Source organism: Aliiglaciecola sp. (assembly GCF_039982535.1).
In the GTDB taxonomy this organism is placed as follows: Bacteria; Pseudomonadota; Gammaproteobacteria; order Enterobacterales; family Alteromonadaceae; genus Aliiglaciecola.
Window position 1 is genome coordinate 15,436 of record NZ_JBDWYG010000031.1, and the last position, 19,850, is coordinate 35,285.

General features: G+C 37.7%; 17 protein-coding genes. 16 read left to right on the forward strand and 1 reads right to left on the reverse strand.

The features are described 5' to 3' along the window. Window positions 1-91: 91 nt before the first annotated feature. The 12 genes from ABJV04_RS06705 (at window position 92) to ABJV04_RS06760 (ending at window position 9,546) form a co-directional block, all read left to right on the forward strand. Entirely contained in the window at window positions 92-571 is a 480-nt protein-coding gene (locus tag ABJV04_RS06705) for a GIY-YIG nuclease family protein (RefSeq protein ID WP_348490539.1), read from the forward strand. A gap of 542 nt (window positions 572-1,113) precedes the next feature. Further along, window positions 1,114-2,289: a serine hydrolase domain-containing protein gene (locus tag ABJV04_RS06710; protein ID WP_348490540.1), complete on the forward strand. Its 1,176-nt coding sequence runs from the start codon at window positions 1,114-1,116 to the stop codon at window positions 2,287-2,289. A 203-nt stretch (window positions 2,290-2,492) separates the two neighbouring features. Next, the gene (locus ABJV04_RS06715) at window positions 2,493-2,948 is read left to right on the forward strand and encodes an N-acetyltransferase (RefSeq protein ID WP_348490541.1); all 456 of its coding nucleotides are present in this window, start codon (window positions 2,493-2,495) and stop codon (window positions 2,946-2,948) included. Window positions 2,949-3,055: 107 nt separating this feature from the next. Beyond that, the gene (locus ABJV04_RS06720; RefSeq protein WP_348490542.1) at window positions 3,056-3,457 is read left to right on the forward strand and encodes a GFA family protein; all 402 of its coding nucleotides are present in this window, start codon (window positions 3,056-3,058) and stop codon (window positions 3,455-3,457) included. Window positions 3,458-3,547: 90 nt separating this feature from the next. Beyond that, the gene (locus tag ABJV04_RS06725) at window positions 3,548-3,952 is read left to right on the forward strand and encodes a hypothetical protein (RefSeq protein WP_348490543.1); all 405 of its coding nucleotides are present in this window, start codon (window positions 3,548-3,550) and stop codon (window positions 3,950-3,952) included. A gap of 10 nt (window positions 3,953-3,962) precedes the next feature. After that, complete coding sequence (locus ABJV04_RS06730; protein WP_348490544.1) at window positions 3,963-4,517, forward strand: YdeI/OmpD-associated family protein; 555 nt, start codon at window positions 3,963-3,965, stop codon at window positions 4,515-4,517. A 374-nt stretch (window positions 4,518-4,891) separates the two neighbouring features. After that, a complete protein-coding gene (locus ABJV04_RS06735; RefSeq protein WP_348490545.1) occupies window positions 4,892-6,202 on the forward strand; it encodes an aminotransferase class V-fold PLP-dependent enzyme in 1,311 nt (436 codons plus the stop codon). 212 nt (window positions 6,203-6,414) lie between these two features. After that, the gene (locus ABJV04_RS06740; RefSeq protein WP_348490546.1) at window positions 6,415-6,711 is read left to right on the forward strand and encodes a Bor family protein; all 297 of its coding nucleotides are present in this window, start codon (window positions 6,415-6,417) and stop codon (window positions 6,709-6,711) included. Window positions 6,712-7,076: 365 nt separating this feature from the next. Continuing rightward, entirely contained in the window at window positions 7,077-7,253 is a 177-nt protein-coding gene (locus tag ABJV04_RS06745; protein ID WP_348490547.1) for an SEC-C metal-binding domain-containing protein, read from the forward strand. 188 nt (window positions 7,254-7,441) lie between these two features. Continuing rightward, entirely contained in the window at window positions 7,442-7,693 is a 252-nt protein-coding gene (locus ABJV04_RS06750) for a TIGR03643 family protein (RefSeq protein ID WP_348490548.1), read from the forward strand. Window positions 7,694-7,934: 241 nt separating this feature from the next. After that, window positions 7,935-8,405: a DUF3592 domain-containing protein gene (locus ABJV04_RS06755; protein WP_348490549.1), complete on the forward strand. Its 471-nt coding sequence runs from the start codon at window positions 7,935-7,937 to the stop codon at window positions 8,403-8,405. 214 nt (window positions 8,406-8,619) lie between these two features. Then, a complete protein-coding gene (locus ABJV04_RS06760; RefSeq protein WP_348490550.1) occupies window positions 8,620-9,546 on the forward strand; it encodes an amidohydrolase family protein in 927 nt (308 codons plus the stop codon). Between the two features lie 125 nt (window positions 9,547-9,671). On the opposite strand, the gene ABJV04_RS06765 is transcribed toward ABJV04_RS06760, so the two are convergent. Next, the gene (locus tag ABJV04_RS06765; protein ID WP_348490551.1) at window positions 9,672-14,702 is read right to left on the reverse strand and encodes an EAL domain-containing protein; all 5,031 of its coding nucleotides are present in this window, start codon (window positions 14,700-14,702) and stop codon (window positions 9,672-9,674) included. 402 nt (window positions 14,703-15,104) lie between these two features. Here ABJV04_RS06765 and ABJV04_RS06770 point away from each other — a divergent pair, with 402 nt between their 5' ends. From ABJV04_RS06770 to ABJV04_RS06785, 4 genes are all read left to right on the forward strand, one after another. Further along, window positions 15,105-16,103: an alpha/beta hydrolase gene (locus ABJV04_RS06770; protein WP_348490552.1), complete on the forward strand. Its 999-nt coding sequence runs from the start codon at window positions 15,105-15,107 to the stop codon at window positions 16,101-16,103. Window positions 16,104-16,679: 576 nt separating this feature from the next. Continuing rightward, window positions 16,680-17,582 (forward strand): NAD(P)-dependent oxidoreductase, encoded by a 903-nt coding sequence (locus tag ABJV04_RS06775; protein ID WP_348490702.1) that lies wholly within the window; start codon window positions 16,680-16,682, stop codon window positions 17,580-17,582. A gap of 779 nt (window positions 17,583-18,361) precedes the next feature. Next, window positions 18,362-19,306, forward strand: coding sequence for an AEC family transporter (locus tag ABJV04_RS06780; RefSeq protein ID WP_348490553.1), 945 nt, complete (start codon window positions 18,362-18,364; stop codon window positions 19,304-19,306). Between the two features lie 10 nt (window positions 19,307-19,316). Continuing rightward, window positions 19,317-19,850 carry a hypothetical protein gene (locus tag ABJV04_RS06785; protein WP_348490554.1) on the forward strand — a complete coding sequence of 178 codons (534 nt, stop codon included), beginning with the start codon at window positions 19,317-19,319 and terminating at the stop codon, window positions 19,848-19,850.

Consider the following 19,850-nt stretch of genomic DNA (forward strand, 5'->3'; position numbering starts at 1 on the left):
TCGAAAGCCAAAAGTTGTTCTGCTTTTTAAGTCTAAGAAATGGGGCATGTAAACCCTATATTTTCACCGTTAGTTTTACAGGTTAAGGTACGTGGATTCATCCTATTCTAGAAGTAATAAGAGCTTTATCGATAGACTGATAGAAAATTGCGAAAAGGCTAAGGCAGCATCGCCAGTAAACGAGTTTGTCCTTCAAAATTTGTCACAACTCGATGGAATGAAGCAGGCAATTTACGTTATCGAACAAGTCGACGGGAGTGAAGAAGCCGTTTTTGAGGTGTTTTCTCGGTATAAAAATAAGAACGAGAGGAAGTGCGCAAAGTTAAACTCTCCATCAAAAATTATGTATGTAGGCTCATCAACAACAGGCGTACGAAAAAGAATCGAACAGCATAAAGGTGAGGGACATGCCGGTACCTACGCTCTGCATCTCAAACATTGGTTTCGCTCAAACTATAAAATAACCATTAAGCAGTATTCCGAGTGTAAGGAAGTACTGCAAATCATCGAAGATGATCTATCCGATAGACTTAAACCCGCATTCGGGAAGCAAGGTGGAAACAATAAATAAGCTTAAGCATTAAGTGGCTATGGAAAGATAGAAGATGAAATACAAGTAGGTGAAGTAATCATCAAACTTGAAAGAGTTAAAAAAGTAGCAGGGGATGTTGGTTATTTTTCTTCACCTTATAATCAAATTTCTTCCGGCATAATACCAAGTTTTACTTTTCCCATTGGTTTTCCCATTGTTAAAAATGAATCTTTTAAAAATCACCTTAGCGGTGGTCTTAGTGATGTTGAATTCATCACATAACTAATTTATTAAATATGGTTTGAGGCTAAAAACGGCCTTTATTGGACGCTCAATAACGCCCACCATTTATAAAAACCTTATATTTACATCAAGTAATGGAGTGTTTCCTACGTGTTTAAGTCCCAATTGGTTAGTGTGTGTATTGGAGTATGTGCACTAAATGCTATAGCACAACAACCTAATTTTGAAGCAATTCTACAGTGCCATAATACTGCTAAAGCGCCAGGAATGGTTGTTAGGTTGGAACAATCAGGAAAACATATTTATAGCGGGGTGTGGGGCTAGGGAATATCGAAACAATGGAGCCCCTTAATGTAGACGATATATTTCAAATTGGCTCAGTTACAAAAACGTTTACGGCGGCCGCTATATTGAAACTATCAGAAAAAAATAGGCTATCGTTGCAAGATACGCTTGGGAAGTTTATACCTGATATTAATCCAGAATATAAAGACTTAACCCTTGATAGTGTTCTAAGTCATACTTCAGGCCTACCAGATTATTTGGGCGATCCCTCTGTCAGTAGGGTGTATAACAAATATGCTAGGCTTGATGAGGTTATTGATAATATTAGTAAGCAACCTGTTATTTCTGAGCCAGGTCAAAAATATAGTTATTCAAATTTGGGGTACATTCTGCTCGGTAAGGTGATTGAAGTTTCATCTGGCACCTCTTATGAGAAGTTTATGCTGAACACCTTTTTTAAACCCCTGAAAATGGATAATACTTTTGTTATTACTAAAGGAACCTCTTTAGATAATGTAAAGGGTTACACAAGTAGCCGCAATGAACCCCAAACGTATCTTAGCCCCGATGAATTTACAGAAAGACCTTGGAAAGTTGATCGTAGCTGGATCTATTCGGCCGGTGCCATTGCTTCTAACCTCGAAGACATGAACCGTTGGAATAATGCATTAAAATCAGGTGAAGTTGTTTCAAAGAGTAGTTATCAGTTAATGTCTACCAGAGCTAAATTGGAAAATAATGATTCTGTTCATTATGGGTATGGCTTGGATATATACCCAATCAGCGGCTTAGAAAGTTATAGTCATCAAGGCATGGTGCCCGGTTTTTTTGCCTGGAATGTATACTTCCCAAGTGAAGACTTAACCGCAATAGCTTTTACTAACATAGATACTAAGCATCCCGGTCCTGTGTTATTAGACATGATTGCGCTGCAATTAGGTTTATCACCTAAACCAGTAGGTGAAAAAGAAGTGAGTGCTACGGCGAAGTCTCTAGTGGGTAATTACCGTGCTCCAGACTCTAACGTTTTACATATTTCATTTGAAGACGGCACACTTTATTCTCAATATAAAGGTGAAGTTAAGCAAAAACTTATCCCGCGAGAAAATAACTCGTATTCTTACGAATGTACTGAAAACTATTTTCAACTTAGGGAACACAACGGGAAAAAAGAAATTGTCCCGGTTTATTTGTACCAAGGTGAGCAGCCAGCGTTGATTAAATTGTAAATATAATCAAAACACCAGCGGAAACTAAAACAGTGGGTATCGTAGAGTAGGTTACTACTCCGGTTTCATTTCTACATGATAGTATTACGCTAAAACCATGGATGAATTACGTTCAATAGCAAAGGTATTAGGCTCACTTTTAGCGTTAATATCTTGGGTTATACTGGCGGCCATTGTGGGTGTTCATTGTGAAAGGGACTAGCATGATCAACAAACTTAATAATTCCCATGAAAAAGTGGCAGCTCAAATTTTCACTATATTTCAAAATTCTTATAAAGTTGAAGCTTTGCTTATTGGAGTGATTGATTTTCCTCCACTGTCTCGCAACATCAATCATATTGAAAATTCAAAATCATTATTTTATGGTTTTACTGCGAATAAAAATCTCGCCGCAATTATCGAGTTTGAATTACATGACAATTGCCTAGAAATTCATAGTTTAACGGTTGACCCAAATTATTTTAGGCAAGGCATTGCTGATAAATTGCTAATCTATGTGCTACAGAAATTTCGTTTTTCAGAAGCCATTGTGGAAACAGCTGTTGCCAATACCTCTGCAATTAATTTATACAAAAAGCATGGTTTTGTGGAGTTTAAACGATGGACTCCGTCACATGGTATTGAAAAATTAGCAATGTCAGTTGAACGTTGTATATGAAAAATGAGCATTCTTGGAATTGCTCTTTGTAGTATGTTTTACTAACTTTTAGCGTTAAAACAGACGATTCATTTTGGTGTTGTAAGAGGTAATATTTAGGAGGGGTTATGAGTGATCATTTCGGTTCTTGTTTGTGTGGAACTGTAAAATTTGAAGTGCAAGGGGACTTTGATAGTTTTTATGTTTGTCATTGTAAGCACTGTCAAAAAGATACAGGTTCCGCCCATGCTGCAAATTTATTCTCACATTCAGCTAAATTAATTTGGCGTTCTGGTGCAGACGCTGTGTCTTCTTTTACTCTTCCTGGCACACGTCACAACAAAAGCTTTTGTAAAATATGTGGCTCGGCATTACCCAGTGCGCAGAGCGACGATATGCTTGTTGTTCCGGCTGGAAGTTTGGACAGCAAGATTTCAATACTCCCCACTGCACAAATCTTTTTGAGAAGTGAAGCAAGTTGGCATAAAGAGCTAAATAATGTGTCAAAATTTGATGAACTGCCAGAATGATAATGTATCACCTAACTGATTTTTAGTTGGTTGAAATAACAATATTGATAAATTTAAACAGTATTACGATTAATTATTAAAGGAGGGCGAGTGAAGATAGTAAGAGTTTGTCTAGTGGCTACATTGGTGGTTTTACTCGGTGCATGTTCTGCTCTGCATAAACCAGAAGTAAAAGAGGTAATAACAGCTGATAATAATAATCCGTTAACCTTTAGGGATATTTTAGTGGCTACTTTTATTAACGCACCTAAACCTAAAGTTGGGATGCCACAAGAAGACTTTTTAACTTCTATTTCACTCGACTCAATTTTAATTCTTCATAAAAGTGAAAACTTAATTGTTGCTAGATTTGATACTACAAATTCACAAATAGAGTCGATTTATGAGTATTGTGATTTGGAGTATCACTTTGTATCGTTAAAATTTACTAAAGGCCCTTATGCCATTGGTGATTGTCGTTCCATTGTTATTACAGGCACTAAAGAAAATACGTGAAGTTCAATCAATGAAAACAATGACATTTGATACACCGAAAGCGCTGCGAGATTGGCTCAGTTTAAACTACGCAACTGAAAACGAGTTGTGGATAAAAATATTCAAGAAAAACTCAGGTATTCAGAGCGTTTCTTGGGACGATGTGGTGATGGAAGTTTTGTGTGTGGGATGGATAGATGGGGTAAAAAAGTCAATTGATGAGCAAGCTTACCTTCAAAGGATCACTCCTAGAACAGCTCGAAGTAACTGGTCTAAAAGAAACACTAAACATGTTGAAAACTTGCTGAGGGAAGGGCGGATGAAGGAGCCAGGGCTCATTCATGTTCGTGCTGCTAAAGCTGATGGTCGTTGGGAAAATGCTTATGCAGTAAGTGATATGGAAGTGCCTAATGACTTTCTTGTTGAACTGAAAAATCATCCTAAAGCAAAGCAATTTTTTGAGACCCTCAACAAATCCAGTCGATTTGTCATTGCTTATGGTTTAATAAGTGCAAAAAAAGCCGAAACGAGACAGAGACGATTTGTAAAATACATGGCAATGCTTGCCGATGAGCAAAAGCCTTGATAAATGCCATTCGGTAGTGTGTCTTAAAATTGTTGATTAATTCCTTGCCAGCCAATTTCGCACTAAATTAAAAGCAAATATTTTGATGACGCTAACACTTTTTTATTTAAAAGGGGATGTACCGATGCAACTTCAACATCCTTCTGAACTTTAGTTGATAGATTGATAAAACATTAGCTTAATAGATGGCTTTCATCTTCCCTTTTTTCACTCTGCTCTCTGTTAAAACCACGATTTTGAAAGTGGTCTATACTTAATGACCCTAATAAATGGTTTATCAACGATATTAGTTGTCATTGCAGTTAACCCAACTTGTTGCTTTCGTTTATCTAAACTCATGGTCGAAAATATTATTTAAATAAAAGGACAGAGAGATGCAGCGACGGGAATTTTTGAATAGTTTAGGTTTTGGGATCGGAGCAAGTTTATTAGCCCCCGGTTCAGTAATAGCACAATCTGCAGACATGAGTATGGAGGGGGCAATCGTTCGCGCTGGTGATTGGAAAGCATTACGAAAACTGTTTCCACTGACACACGATTACATACAGTTATCGACTTTTTTGTTGGCATCTCACCCAAAACCCGTAGCGGATGCCATCGAAAAACATCGGCGTGCATTTGATGAGAACCCTTCAGATTATTGGCACGATAACTATTTAACCATTGATAGTGAAATTTCAAAAAGTGCGGCCCAATACATGGGAGGTAAAAGTGAGAATATTGCTTTAACCGACAGTACAACTATGGGGCTAGCCATGGTTTACAGCGGATTAAAGTTGCAAGCTGGTGATGAAATTCTGCAAACAGTTCATGATCATTATTCTACGGATATGTCATTGGCTCATCGGGCGAACCGAAGCGGAGTGAAAATCCAGCGTATTTCGCTTTATGATGACCCGGCGAAAGTGAGTATCAAGGACGTCGTCGCTCGTTTAGAACAAGGAATAAACCGCGATACGCGAGTTTTTGCCGCCACATGGGTACATTCGTCAACTGGGGTTAAACTCCCAATACGAGCAATGGCAGACGCAATTAAGCGAATTAATAAAACCCGTAAGTCTACTCAACAAATCTTGTTTTGTGTTGACGGGGTGCATGGATTTGGGATTGAAAATCAGGATGTGAGCGAACTGGGCTGTGATTTTTTTATTGCAGGTACTCATAAATGGATTTTTGGTCCAAGAGGAACCGGCGTCATTTGGGGAAACGACAAAGCGTGGGAACAAAGTGAAGCTGTCATTCCAAGTTTTAGTGATTCATACACCGTTTGGATGGGATTAATGCAGCAAGAACAAGTTCCGGTAGGTGAGCATATGTCTCCGGGCGGTTTCCATTCTTTTGAGCATCGTTGGGCGCTTCCTGAAGCTTTTAAGTTACATCTTCAGTTAGGCAAAAAAAATGTTCAAAACCGCATCCATCAATTGAATCAGCAAACCAAACATGGCCTAGCTAAAATGCCTAATGTGACCTTATATACTCCCGATAGTAGCGAACTTTCATCGGGGTTAGTCTGTTTTGATGTACGAGGAGTCGATCCTGAAAGTGTGGTAAAAAGAATGCACGATAAAGGCATAATTATGAGTAGTACTCCTTATAGAACGAGTTACGCTCGATTCGCTCCTTCATTAATTAACAATGAGCAGGAGATTGAAACAGCCTTGGCTGAAATTAGTGCTATGAGTTGATAATAAGCGGTAGGGACAAAACTGCAGGGGCAGTGCCGTTGGTACTATCTACGGCTTGTTAAAACCTAGTAAAATCATACGGACAGGGAGTACTAACCACATCAATGATAATCTTTATTTTGTTGCAGAATTGGTTTGGTAGGGTAATATACTTACCTGTTGTGATGTTTCTCTCACAACGGATTTTTAATTAGTATGCTAAAGGATGGAATATGCATTTAAAGGTTTTGGGATTATTTTTAACGACGACACTTTTGGCAGGATGTGCTACTCAAACGTTCACTATCAATGGTGAAGGGGGTGAGGTTCCTACATATAAAAAGTCAGACCACTTTTTTGTTAATGGAATTGGACAAGAAAAAATAACCAACGCTGCCGAAATTTGTGGCGGTGCAGAAAATGTTATTAAGGTAGAAACTCAATATTCTTTTCTAAATGGTTTCCTTGGCTTTATCACCTATGGTATCTACACACCTCGGGATGTCAAAGTTTATTGTAAAGCTAGCTAAATAGACAAATAAAGTAACATGGACGCATTTAAGGTGCGTCCGTTTTCATCGAGACGCTAAATAGCCCTACCCATTGTAAAAGCTGAATAGTCTGAATTAAGCTTTAAACTAAAAAACCAAATAGTGTAAAATAAATCAATCTTAAAATTGCTCTTAAAGTTGCCTCTTTCTTGTTGTGTTGCTTCGAATTAAATGGAGGTTTCGCAAATTTGGAGGGTGCAGCAGATGAAAGCCTTTACAATGCATCCGCTGCTAAATATGCACTTAAACAAGAAACCCATAATTTTTTTGTTCATGCTAGGCTGCAGACGCTTTAGTCATCATGAAAAACCAAAATTAATTCGACAAAAGGAAAGCTTACACCTATGAATAGCCCAAGTAGTGAAAATCAAAAAGTAGAAGATAGCTGCTGTAGCAATACAAGTTGTTGCCCGCCTGCTCAAGGAACAATTAAGCGTGAGCACCCTAAAGTTGGGCGAAATGATCCTTGTATTTGTGGTAGCGAAAAGAAATTTAAAAAATGTTGCGGGAAAAATGCTTAAGACTGAGTTGAGTTTGTGTAAATACTTTTGATTTATTTTACTTTGTTTAACGTAAAAACAACCAACCTGTCCCAGGGGAGTTGTGATCTAGTTACTGATATTCGTCAATCCAACAAAAGATTCAATATTTGAACTAAACATCCAGTAAATCCGTACAAGGTGTCATCGTAAATTGAGGTGGCAAGTAGATGTTGTTTAGTGAAGAAAGTGAATCAAGAATTATTGAAATGGCTTGGGAAGACCGAACATTATTTGAAGCAATTGAAATGCAATTTGGTTTAACTGAGCCCCAAGTGATTCGGTTCATGCGAAGTCGGTTAAAACCAAGTAGTTTTAAGTTATGGCGCAAGCGGGTTTCTGGGCGAACAACTAAACATATGAAATTACGCAGCAAGAATATCACACGTGGGTATTGTCCTACTCAGTACAAACAGCGCTAAAGGGGCACACTGAATAGGTTGACTTACTTAACACTTTCCGTATTTTCATACTACTAGTCTACATCTCCATTTATCCCCCCCAAATACAGTTGCGAAGCTGTCTTAGGCTTTGAACTTAAAGGATAAATAAATAAAAATTTTTTACTATTTTTTATCTTTTGTACTCAACTTTCGGCTAGAGTATTGATTTAGCCTACCAAATCAAAAGGCCTCTAAGCATATGATTGGGTATTTTAGTGACATGTGGCAGCTAGCTGTTGGCGGCGACAAGCAAGGGATTTTGTTTTACGTTGTTGTCTATCTACTGATCGTGTGCTTGTATTCGTTTATTTGGCAGGTTTTTGTGAGGCAATGGCCAAGTGCTAGAGGAGTTCTAAAAACTGCGTCTGTAAACAAGTGGGGGAGTCATCTTCCTATTGTTTCAGAGCAAGAGTACAAAGTTGATTCATTGTACGAATACCATGTTGCTAATAAGCATTATCGTGGTACTCGGGTATCACCTTGGATCATCATTGCATCTCATAATGCGAAAATGATCCTCAATAAACAGTTAGACAAAATCCAGACAAATAATGATGGCAGCGTCAATGTTTTTTATAATCCTAAGGCTCCCCAGAAAAGCTATTTAGTCAAACCTGGATTATTCGGTTTGGCTGTCACTTTGGCCTGTGCGGTTGTACCTCTTCTTTTATATATAATTGAGTATTACTAGAACTCAGGATATTAAAAAAGCTGATGTTTTCCATAGCCAAACTTGCTTACATTAAGCACTTTGCTATGTTTAATAAATCCCTCAGTTATTGTTTGGTCCTTTCAAGATTGAGAATCTATGTTGATTATTAAGCCGAGCAAACCGAACAACAGAATCATTTTGTTTAAAGGTTAGATAATGAAAGAAGAGACTATTATCTGCAGGAGGATTTTACATGTTTGCGTTAAGAGCTATTTATTTTTTTGTCAGTCTGTTACTGATCATCTACATTTCTCCTATCCACGCCGCACCGTCTCCGGTTATCGACCTGCACTTGCACGCTGGACCGAGTGGAACTAGCTCAAAATGGTATTCTGTTGGCAAAGACGAAACCACTGATGGGGCTCAGACACGTTATTTATTGGAGACATTTAAGGCGCATTCTATCGTCAAAGGTGTCATTGGTGGTCCTCCATCAGACGTCGAACGTATTCGAAGCGCAGATCCATCTCGGCTAATCGGTAGCGTCGCATTTCCATGTTCTAAAGGACTAGATCCAAATCTTTTTCCGTGTTTTGAAAATGGAGGCAATTGGCCGGAAGTGGATTGGTTGCGTACAGAGGTCGAGGCAGGCCGAATAGGAGCAATCGGAGAGCTCTACAATGTTTACGCAGGGGTAGCGCCAGATGATCCTAGAATGAGGCCATATTACGAGCTAGCTGCACAATACGACCTCATGGTTTTGGTCCATGCCGATGTAGGTCCACCACCTGAGCGTCGTGTTGCAGGGTGTTGTGAAGCATTCAATGGAGATTTTGCGAGGCCCGAACTATATGAACCGATTCTTGCCCGGCATCCACAGCTAAGGTTGGTGTTGTACCATGCATTTAGGCCCGACTTTGTTCAACAAGCCATCGCTTTATTAGATAAATACCCAAATGTGATGGTGGAAACGTCGCCTATGATGTCGGTTCCCAAACCACTTGTTTATGGAGCCTTAAAGGCCTTTATAGAGGCGGGTCATGAGGATCGAATTGTTTTTGGCTCCGATTTTTGGGGAGCTATTGCTGGTAGTATTGAGGTGATCGAGTCAGCGCCGTTTTTAACCGATAAACAAAAGCATGGAATCCTCCACGATAACGCTGCTAAATGGTTGAGATAGGGCAAACAAGGGTAAGTTATTTAATAGCCGCTAAAGTACTTAGTAACTATGGCGTGCTTTACGACAGAGTTTACACACCAAACTCATTCCATCCTTGGAAGTGAATTGGGCTATTTTATGCTTAGCTATTCCTTAATTTCTTTTTTATCGTCATTCTTGAGATAGTTAATTAGTTTGTGAATGGGTTCTGGCGTCTGGAACAAAAAGCCCTGCACAAAATCACAATGATGATTGCTGATAAATTCGAATTGCTCTTTTGTTTCCACACCTTCAGCTATGGTTTTTAACCCTAAGGCTTTAGCAATGGATATAGTGGCTTTAACTACCTCTTCAGATTTATTAACTGTACCAATTTGAGATATAAAAGAGCGGTCAATTTTTAACATATCGAACGGCTTGTTGATTAAGTAACCCAAGTTTGAGTAGCCCGTACCAAAGTCATCCATGGAAAAAGATACATCTAACTTTTTATAACGTTCTAGATGTTTGTGATTCTTCTCATTCGATAAAATCACTTTACGTTCGGTGATTTCCAAAGAAATGGCATTTCCTTTGATTTTAAATTGCTGTAGGTATTTCTTAAATGAATAAAATAAGGCATCACTTTCCAAATCTTTTAATGAAAAGTTTATAGCAATTTTATACTGGTAATTGTTCTCACGGTTTAATTCGCTGATGGTTTTCATTACTTTGAAAACCACATACTTAGTGATTTCAGTAATTAAATCAGATTCCTCTGCTAGGGGAATAAACTTGTTGGGCATAACCAAACCAAGTTTAGGATGATTCCAACGAGTTAACGCCTCTAAATGAGACACCTTCATGGTTTTCAAATCAATAATAGGTTGGTAATAAACTTCGAACTCATCTTTATTTAACCCTTCACGGATCAAGCTTTCCATAGAGGCTTTTTCAAAAGCAAATGAAGAAAGTTCTTGCGAGATATAACGATACATATTTTTGCCATTTTCTTTGGCGTCGTACATGGCTATATCTGCTTGTCGTATCAAGTCATCTGCTGTATGGCCATCATCTGGATAGATGCTGATGCCAATACTTGCTCCGATATTAATTTTATGCTCTTTGACAACGATTTCTCGTTTAACGGCTTGAATTAAGTTGGTGGCAATCTTTGATGCATTTAAGGCTGATTCTAAGTCTTGAACAATAACAATAAATTCATCGCCACCCACTCTAGCAACGGTATCAACAGAACGTAGTATATCGGTAAATCGTTTCGCGACCTCGATTAAAACCGCATCGCCAATGTTATGTCCTAATCCATCATTCACAATTTTAAATCGGTCTAAATCGATAAATAGGATCGCAAGTTGATTTTTAGTTCGTCGAGATTCCTGTAAAGCGTGCTCTAAACGGTCAGCTAATAGGGTTCGGTTGGGTAAACCGGTTAAAGAATCGTGGTTAGCTAGGTATTGAATTTTGTTCTGAGATTGTTTGATCAACGAAATATCGGTTATTACGCCAATGTACTGAATGATATTGCCTTTATCATCTTTAACTGCACTTATATTCAAAAAGACTGGAAAAATATCACCACTTTTTGATTTATTTAAGACCTCACCAGACCAAAAACCACTTTGTTTATATGAGCGTTCCATTTCGCTGAAAAACTCTGCGCTGTGTTTTTCAGACTTTAGGATGCTGATTTTTTCACCTTTTATTTCATCTAAAGAGTAACCTGTTAGGTTTTCAAATGCAGGGTTTACATTAATAACTCGCGTTTCTTTGTCGGTTATTACAATGCTCTCTTGGGTAGAGTTAAATACCATTCTGGCTTGCACATTCTCTAAAGAAGCACGTTTTTTATCATTAATATCTTCTACAACTGAAATAAAATATAAAGGAACACCGTTGTCTCTTACGATGGCAACGGAAAGGTTCGCCCAAAAAATCTTGCCATTCTTTTTGTAATAACGCTTTTCTAGTTTATACGAGTCTCGCTCGCCGTTTATAAGTTGTTGAGCAAGATCTAAGTCCTCTTTCAGATCGTCTTTGAAGGTTATGTCTTGGAAAGATAGTTTTAACAATTCTTCGTGGCTATAACCCAACATAGAGGCTAATACATTGTTTGCCGAAACCCATGAACCATCTAAGGCGACGTGGCCAATTCCGATATTGGCATTTTCAAAGGTTGCTTTATATTTCTTTTGGCTCAGAGACAACTCTGCAAGGGCATGTTTTTCTTTTGAAATATCAGACGCAAAAGACCAAACTTGAGTATTACCGGATTCGTCTCGACTCAGATAATCTTCAATTTCAAGAATTTTATTGCCATTGCTTGCTGAGTTTAATTCGATAATGTAAGGACCAAAGGTGCCTTTTTCTATGAGTTCCTTTTGTCGACTTAAAAAATAGCCGGTATCGTCTATGGGGTATATATTTAAAAGGCTTTTAGCTAATAACTGCTCTTTACTTAGCCCCGTAAATTTTTGCATGGCGTGATTGGTCTTTAGGATCATGCCTTGTAAATTGGTAATTATGACGCCGTCATGTATGTTTTCTAAAACGGATTCATAGCGGCGATTAAGGGATACAAATTTCTCTTTAATTAAAGAGTTTTCATTGAACATCTCTTTGAGTTCAGCATAGGCCGTTTGAAGCTCTTCATTGGTTGATTGAAGTTCTTCGTTACTGGTTTCCATTTCTTCATTGGTCGCTTGTAACTCTTCATTGGCGCTTTGCAATTCTTCGTTTGTCGACTGTAACTCTTCATTCGAGGTTTCAAGTTCTTCAACCAGCGTTTGCATGTGCTCTTTAATGCGTTGTAACTCGAATTCTAACTCGTGGGTAGAGGATACGCTTTTCTCATCAATCTCGGTGTTGATCATAGGGAGATCATTTACGGAGACACTTTGGAAATAAAAGATATACATTTGATTGCGGCCGTTTAATACGGGCACTATATGCACTTTTATAAGACGCGACTTTCCATCTTTTTGAGGTAGAGGGATATAACTACTGGCACTAATTTTAGATACTTTTTTGGCATCGCTGACTAATTTTCTTAAGTCAATTGCTAGCCGAGAATCGATAATCTTATATAGATTATACGAAACATACCCTTCTGGTACTGAAACAAAATCAAGATTACCTTTTTTATATATCACATCAAGTTGTTCGTTCGTGACAATGATATTTGGCATTAAAAGCTTTGCAGCTTCAGTAACAATCGTCTCTTGGAGTGGAGTTCCTTCTGGAATTTTAGATTGTTCTTGTTGTGACATTTTGACGTATTTGGGCGGACTAACGTTTATTGACTGATGATTTTTTTTAGAACTGGCTACTGTTTTGAATATTTTATTGTGCTTATCGACAGGCGCAAATAAGTGCTCAAAATAAGTGGCGTTTTCCGATTTTCCTAAGAAAAGTAAAGCATTAGTTTTGAGCGCATAATGGAAAGCAGGCATGATCCATTTTTGCGCATCAATATTGAAATAAATAAGTAGGTTTCGGCAAACTATTAGATCTAGATCTTTGAAAGGGGGATCTGAGAGCAAGTTATGGTACGAAAACACAATGGATTGTCTTAAGCTTTTCTTAACCTCAAACTCATTATTGGTTATGTGAAAGTAGTCTTTAATATGTGCATCCGAGACTTCAGTCATGGAGGCTTGACTGTAAACACCTTGACGGGCAATTTTTAATGCATCTTCGTCAATATCAGTGGCAAAGATTTTTAAATCAAGAGAGTTTTGTCGGTCATTCAACAGTTCATTTACGATAATTGCAACGGAGTATGCTTCTTCGCCAGTGGATGAGCCGGGCATCCAAATTCTAAGCTCTTTGGCATCGGGTATTTCGTCTAAATATTTATCTAGTAGATTTTCGAGTGAGTCGTAAGCGTCTCTGTTCCTGAAGAAACTAGTAACTCCAATTAGAATATCTTTGTAAAGCAACTCAACTTCGTTTTCATCTTTTTTTATTAGCTCTACATATTCACTTAAATTTGTGACCTTCAAAGCCACCATTCTACGCTCAATACGGCGGCCAATTGTGGCTTTTTTATAGACAGAAAAGTCCACATGTTTATATTTATAAAGCAAAGCAAAAATAACCGAAATATGATCGTTCGCGGGTGTAACTTGGTGTTTCTTTAATACTTTGTTTCTGGGAAAGTTAGCTAAAGCAACTAATTCTTCACCAATTTTTTCTGCTTCTATTAGTATGTCGACCACGGAGCCATTGATTGCGGCCATTGGCATACCGTCGTATTTCGCTGTGCTTGGCTCTTGTACAATAGTAATACCACCTTCGGAGTTGATGGCTCGCATTCCTTGGCATCCATCTGAACCTGTTCCGGATAAAATGATACCTACAGACTTTTCTCGTTTGTGTTTTGCAATTGATATAAACAACTGGTTAACAGAGGGTTTTGGCAGAAATGAGTGCTTTTCTGGTGCAGAAAGAATAATTTGATTACTATCATTAATTTCTACATTTTTACTGGGCGGAGTGATGTACAGAGTGTCGCTTTCTAAAAACTCATTATGCTCGGCTTCTTTAACTATCAGGCTACATTCTCGGGAAAGCAACTCAACTAACATCGTATTGTGCTTAGGACTTAGGTGCTGAGCAATGATGTAAGCTGTATTGTTGTTAAGTGGAAGACCTTTAATTAACGTGGTTAAGGCTTCTAATCCGCCGGCACTTGAACCAATTCCTACCACCATAATACTGTTGGTAAAAAGCCCATACTCTTCTTCAATTTCATTATTTAATGCAAAGCTTTCGCCCGTATTTTTGGCGCTGTCATTAACTTCGTCTTTGTCACCTAATAGAACACCATCGATTACACGCTTTAATTTTTTGGTGTCAGCGGGTTTGCTTATAAAACCGTTAATTTGCTCTTTAATCGTATCTAAAATGAAATCTTCTTCAATATGTGCGCTGAACACAATGATGGGAATACTTTCTTCTGTTTTGCGAATTTTCTGAATGAGTTCCGGCCCGTTCATATGGGGCATCTGAATTTCTGTTATGATAACATCTGGTCTGTGCGTGAGATATTTTGAAAGACCTTCTCGTCCATTTGAAGCTTCAAGAACGGTAGTGAATATTCCTCTTAGGAATTCTGCGTAAAGCGCACGGGTGTCATCATTATTCTCTACATAGAGAATAGTTTCTTTATACTTCATGTATTATCAACTCGTTTATTTACTCTTATCTGAGTAAAATGAAAAATCCAAGTGTTGTATCCTTAAAGAGCTAAGTTAAGGGAATTTAGTTCACCTTACAACTAAATTAGAACGTGCGTTGTGTTAATAGGGTTTGTGGAGATAGTTTATTCAAATAAGTATTATTAAACTTGAGCCACGAAAATACTAAGCGAGCCTCAAGTATATATTCTGGTCAATATAATAATCGTTGTATTACTAATTGGAAGAAAAATTAGCTGAAATTGTGTTAATTTTTACTCTAACTGAGGACAAATGCACTTTACCTGGTGCTCATGAAAACAAACTAACGAATAATATAACTATATACGCAGAGCGCGTTTTTGCACAATTCTTCAAACCATAAAACAAGGCAATCAAAGAATGAAATCCTTTTTTAGTGTTTTACTAGTAGTGATTTATTTTGCTGTGACTTTACCAATTTGTGCTCATGAATCGGTTAAATTTAATAAAGAGCTAGATGGTTTCAGCTATCCTTTTTCAGTTGGTACGTTTAATTTCAACTCGCAAAATCAAAGTTTGAAAATGCGTTATATGGATATAGGTGATAGAGCTTCAGATAAAGTAATTGTGTTATTACATGGTAAAAACTTTGCTGGATACTACTGGGAGAGAGTTGCACAGGATCTAGTTAAGCAAGGTTATCGAGTTATTATTCCTGATCAAATTGGATTTGGGAAATCATCCAAACCACGAGCTTATCAGTATAGCTTTGCTCAACTAGCTTTAAATACTTATTCATTATTGGGCAGCTTAAATATTAAAAAGTTTGATATTGTTGGTCATTCGATGGGAGGCATGTTGGCAGTGACATTTGCTGCAAATTATAGCCAGACAGTTGAGAAACTTATTCTTATTAATCCTATTGGGTTGGAAAATTACAGCGAATACGTTGAATTTAAAGATACTAATTTTTTCTATCAAAACCAGCTTAAAACAACCCTGGAAGGGGCTATCAATTACCAAAAGAATAATTACTACGATGGTAAGTGGTCTGCGGAATACGAGAAGCTTCTTATTCCTTTAAAAGGAATGTTAGCTGGCAATGATTGGGAAATTGTTGCTTGGAATAACGCATTAACCTACGGTCCGATTTTTTCTGAAAATATGGTGGCTAAGTTCTCGGAAATTAAAAATAAAACCTTTTTAATTATTGGCACTCGCGATAAGACGGGACCAGGTCGAGGTTGGTTAAAACCTGGGGTAACTCGAACCTTAGGTGATTACACTAAATTAGGCAAAACAGCGCAGAGATTAATAAAAGGTTCGGTTTTATATGAGTTGGAAGGGCTAGGGCATATGCCACACTATGAAGATTATCCAGCCTTTATAGAAGCTTTTAACCAGGCACTTAATCAATAAAACGTCTTTAGCTAAGCAACAATTGAAGTGGAAGTAAGGCGACGCTCTTTTGATTGTTAATTATTGTCATTAAAAAAACAGTCACGAATATTTTAAATTAGACTAGGCTTTGAAGATTATTAAAATTTAGTCATATAGTTAAACCGTTTCGACTAAGCAATGATTTGGGCCGTTTAACTAATTAATAATTGCGCTAATAATTTAAAACTCTGTTAACAAGTATTTATTATTACCAATTGGTTACCATTATTTTTAATTTGGTAATGACATGTGGTTTTACTTAACCTACAATGGTATGATAATTTGGTAATGACATAGCATTTGTGATTTTTTAAATTTGCTGATTGGTGTTAACGGCGATGTATCAAAGTTGGCTTTAATAAGTCTAGATATTTTTGCAAAAGGCAAGCCTGTATTTTACGAGATTTTTATTTCGTAATCGTTAGGTGAGCAAACATCTTTTTGATTAAATTCTATTTTTGATCACCAATTACGTCATTAAAGAATAGCAACTTTGTGCGCTGTTCATCAGGTTTTAAAATTTAACAGGTGTATATTCTTTATACTCAACTTTACATATCAAAACTCCAGGAGTTAGAAATGACAAAACCAGTAATCGGTTTCATCGGCCTCGGTCTGATGGGCGGCAATATGGTAGAAAACTTGCAGAAAAAAGGCTACGAGCCAATCGTAATGGATTTAAACAAAGACGCTGTTGACGCAGTTGTTGCTCGTGGTGGTAAAGCCGCATCATCTGCTGCTGAATTAGCAGCTGCTAGTGATATCATTATGCTTGCTCTTACTACTTCTGATATTGTTGAGAAAGTTGTTTACGGTGATAACGGTATCCTTGCTGGCATCAAAGAAGGTGCTGTTTTAATTGATTTTGGTACTTCAATTCCAGCATCTACTCGTAAGATCGGCGCTGATCTAGCCAAAAAAGGCGCAGGCATGATTGACGCACCTCTAGGTCGTACGCCAGCTCACGCTAAAGACGGTTTGCTCAATATTATGGCTTCTGGAGATAAAGAGACGTTTGACAAAGTTAAGCCAGTGCTTGACCAACAAGGCGAAAACATCTTTTATCTTGGCGCATTAGGTGCAGGTCATACTACTAAACTAATTAACAACTTCATGGGTATGACAACAGTTTGTACTATGTCACAAGCTTTCGCTGTAGCTGACCGTGCTGGTGTTGATCGTCAACAGTTGTTCGATATTATGTCAACTGGCCCATCTAATTCACCGTTTATGCAATTCTGTAAGAACTATGCAGTTGATGGTGTAAGTGACTTAGGTTTCTCTATTGCTAATGCAAATAAAGACTTGGGTTATTTCCTTAAGATGGTTGAAGATCTTGGTACTCGCGCCGAGATTGCAGAAGGGACTTCACATAACCTTCAAGCAGCTTTCGACGAAGGTATGGGTCACGGTAACGTTCCTGAAATTTTCGATTATTTTCTTAAATTAGAAAAGTAAAACAGCATCATTTGCTAGCTACTTTAAGCAGTGGTTAGTTTGCTGAAAACAAAATAATATGGCTATCTAATGTTTAAGAACATTTGTAGCCTTCAATCCGATAATATCGATTTGAATTAAATATAAGCTGTTGTTCAATGCCTTGTATTTTTCATTAAGATTTATCGGATTTTTTGTGCCTATAATAACCCAATAAAGTTCATCAAAATCTAAATCAAAAACGGATAAAAAGATTCGTTTATTGTACTAATTGGGTGTTAACCGTAGACTAAGTTCTAATGCTCTAAGTTAGACTAGGCGCTAAGTTAGAACAGAGTCGAACTGAATCAATACTAGTTAACTAAAAAGCATGGCTTAATGATGTGTGTATATTGGCTAAGGAGTCGCGACTATTTCTGTTAATTCAATTCGTCGTTTGATTACACTAAAGTTTGTCATTATTAGCTTAACATTCATTGGCGGGATTATATTCGCCTTTTACTGGAATGAAGCACGTAAAGAAGTGGTATTTTTATGTGGCAATTTTAGTGAAGGAGTAACGAAAGAAAGTGTTTTAAGGCAGCTCAATACACTGCATTTAGCTAATTTTTCTGTCACAGAAAGTGATTCAAATTCCTTGATTGTAATGGATAGCAAGCTCACTTTTGGGGCTTATCGTTGTGTCATTGAAATAAATGGGCAGGGACGAGTAAGTCATTCCTATCTAGAGTAGAGGCTTAAGACAAGCGCACTAACTATATAATTAACTTTAATTTTTAAAATCATCATAAGGAGCGAGTTTGCTCTCAGATCTAAATTTTTCACTACAAATTACCACGCCTATATTTTTTATTATTGGTCTTGGGTTTTTGTTTAAACGAATTGGTTGGCTAAATGATGATTTTGCAAGAATGGGATCCGCTTTAGTCTTTAAAGTGACTTTACCCTGTTTGCTTTTTACTAAACTATCCACTACTGATTTTACCCATGGTCTGCCTACTGCATTGGTGATCTATGCGTTTTTTGCAACCTTATTCATATTTCTTTTGTTGGACGTTTTTGCAACCAAATTGATTGATGACAAAGCTGACAAAGGCGTATTTGTACAAGGCGCTTTCAGAAGTAATATGGGTATTATTAGCCTTGCCTTCGTGGTGAGTGCCTATGGAGAAAAGGCCTTAGGTATTGCTTCCATTTACTTAGCCGTATTAACCATATTGTTTAATGTTTTATCTGTAGTGACCTTGTCTCGGCATTTGCAACAAAGGGGCAGCAATCGACTAGGGGGAATGTTAATAGCGATTATCAAGAACCCTTTGATTATCTCTATTGTAGCGGGTGTTGTGGTGTCATTGTTAAATATACCTATACCTAAAATAGCATTACACACTGGTGAGTATTTTGCGGGTATGACCTTACCCTTAGCCCTGTTATGTGCAGGGGCTTCAATTCGGATTAAAGAGTTTCACTCTTCCAGCGTGCTGTATTGGTCTTCCGCGATGAAATTGATTTTAGTACCCGTTGCAATTACTTTAGGTGGAGTGTTACTAGGCTTTAGAGGCGAGCAGTTAGGTGTTTTATATCTAATGTGTGCATCACCTACTGCGGCCGCCAGTTATCCCATGGTGCAGGCTATGCATGGCAATCATTTCTTGGCCGCGGCTATTATCGCTGTCACCAGTGTTTTGTCCTTAGTGACCACAACATTAGGGATCTTTTTACTCAAAGTATTTGGCATGATTTAGGTATAAAACCATGGTTCGCACTAATAAATATTTTCCAATTAACCTGAGTTGTTTTAGGCAACTTATTCTGTGCTTGAGTGTAGCTTTTAGCGTTAGTATCTATGCTGAAGACATGCCAAGCTTTGAACAGTTTAAGGTTTCTGATATTTCCCTAACGACCCTAAAAGAAGTGGATTTTGATAGCCATACTGATGGTGTTTATGTTGAACAAAGTTGGCATGGCATGATGGCATCTGTTATTGGACAGCCAGCCAATTTTGCCGGCAAGTTTACTATTTTTGGCACAGGATGCGGTACTGGATGTCAACATAACCTTGTGGTTAACGTGGAGACCGGCAAGATTATTGACACTGTTACTTCAGGGCTGGGGCTTTGTCATCAAGCTGATAGTTCATTATTAATTGTTAATCCCAGGCTTAATGACTTTGGTGATGAAACTCCAGATTGGGCATTCACCTATTATTATCAATTTGATGGCAATGAATTTAGACTTTTGCACAAGGTACGTTCAGGGTATGCGGGCAAATGTGTATTCGGTCAGTAA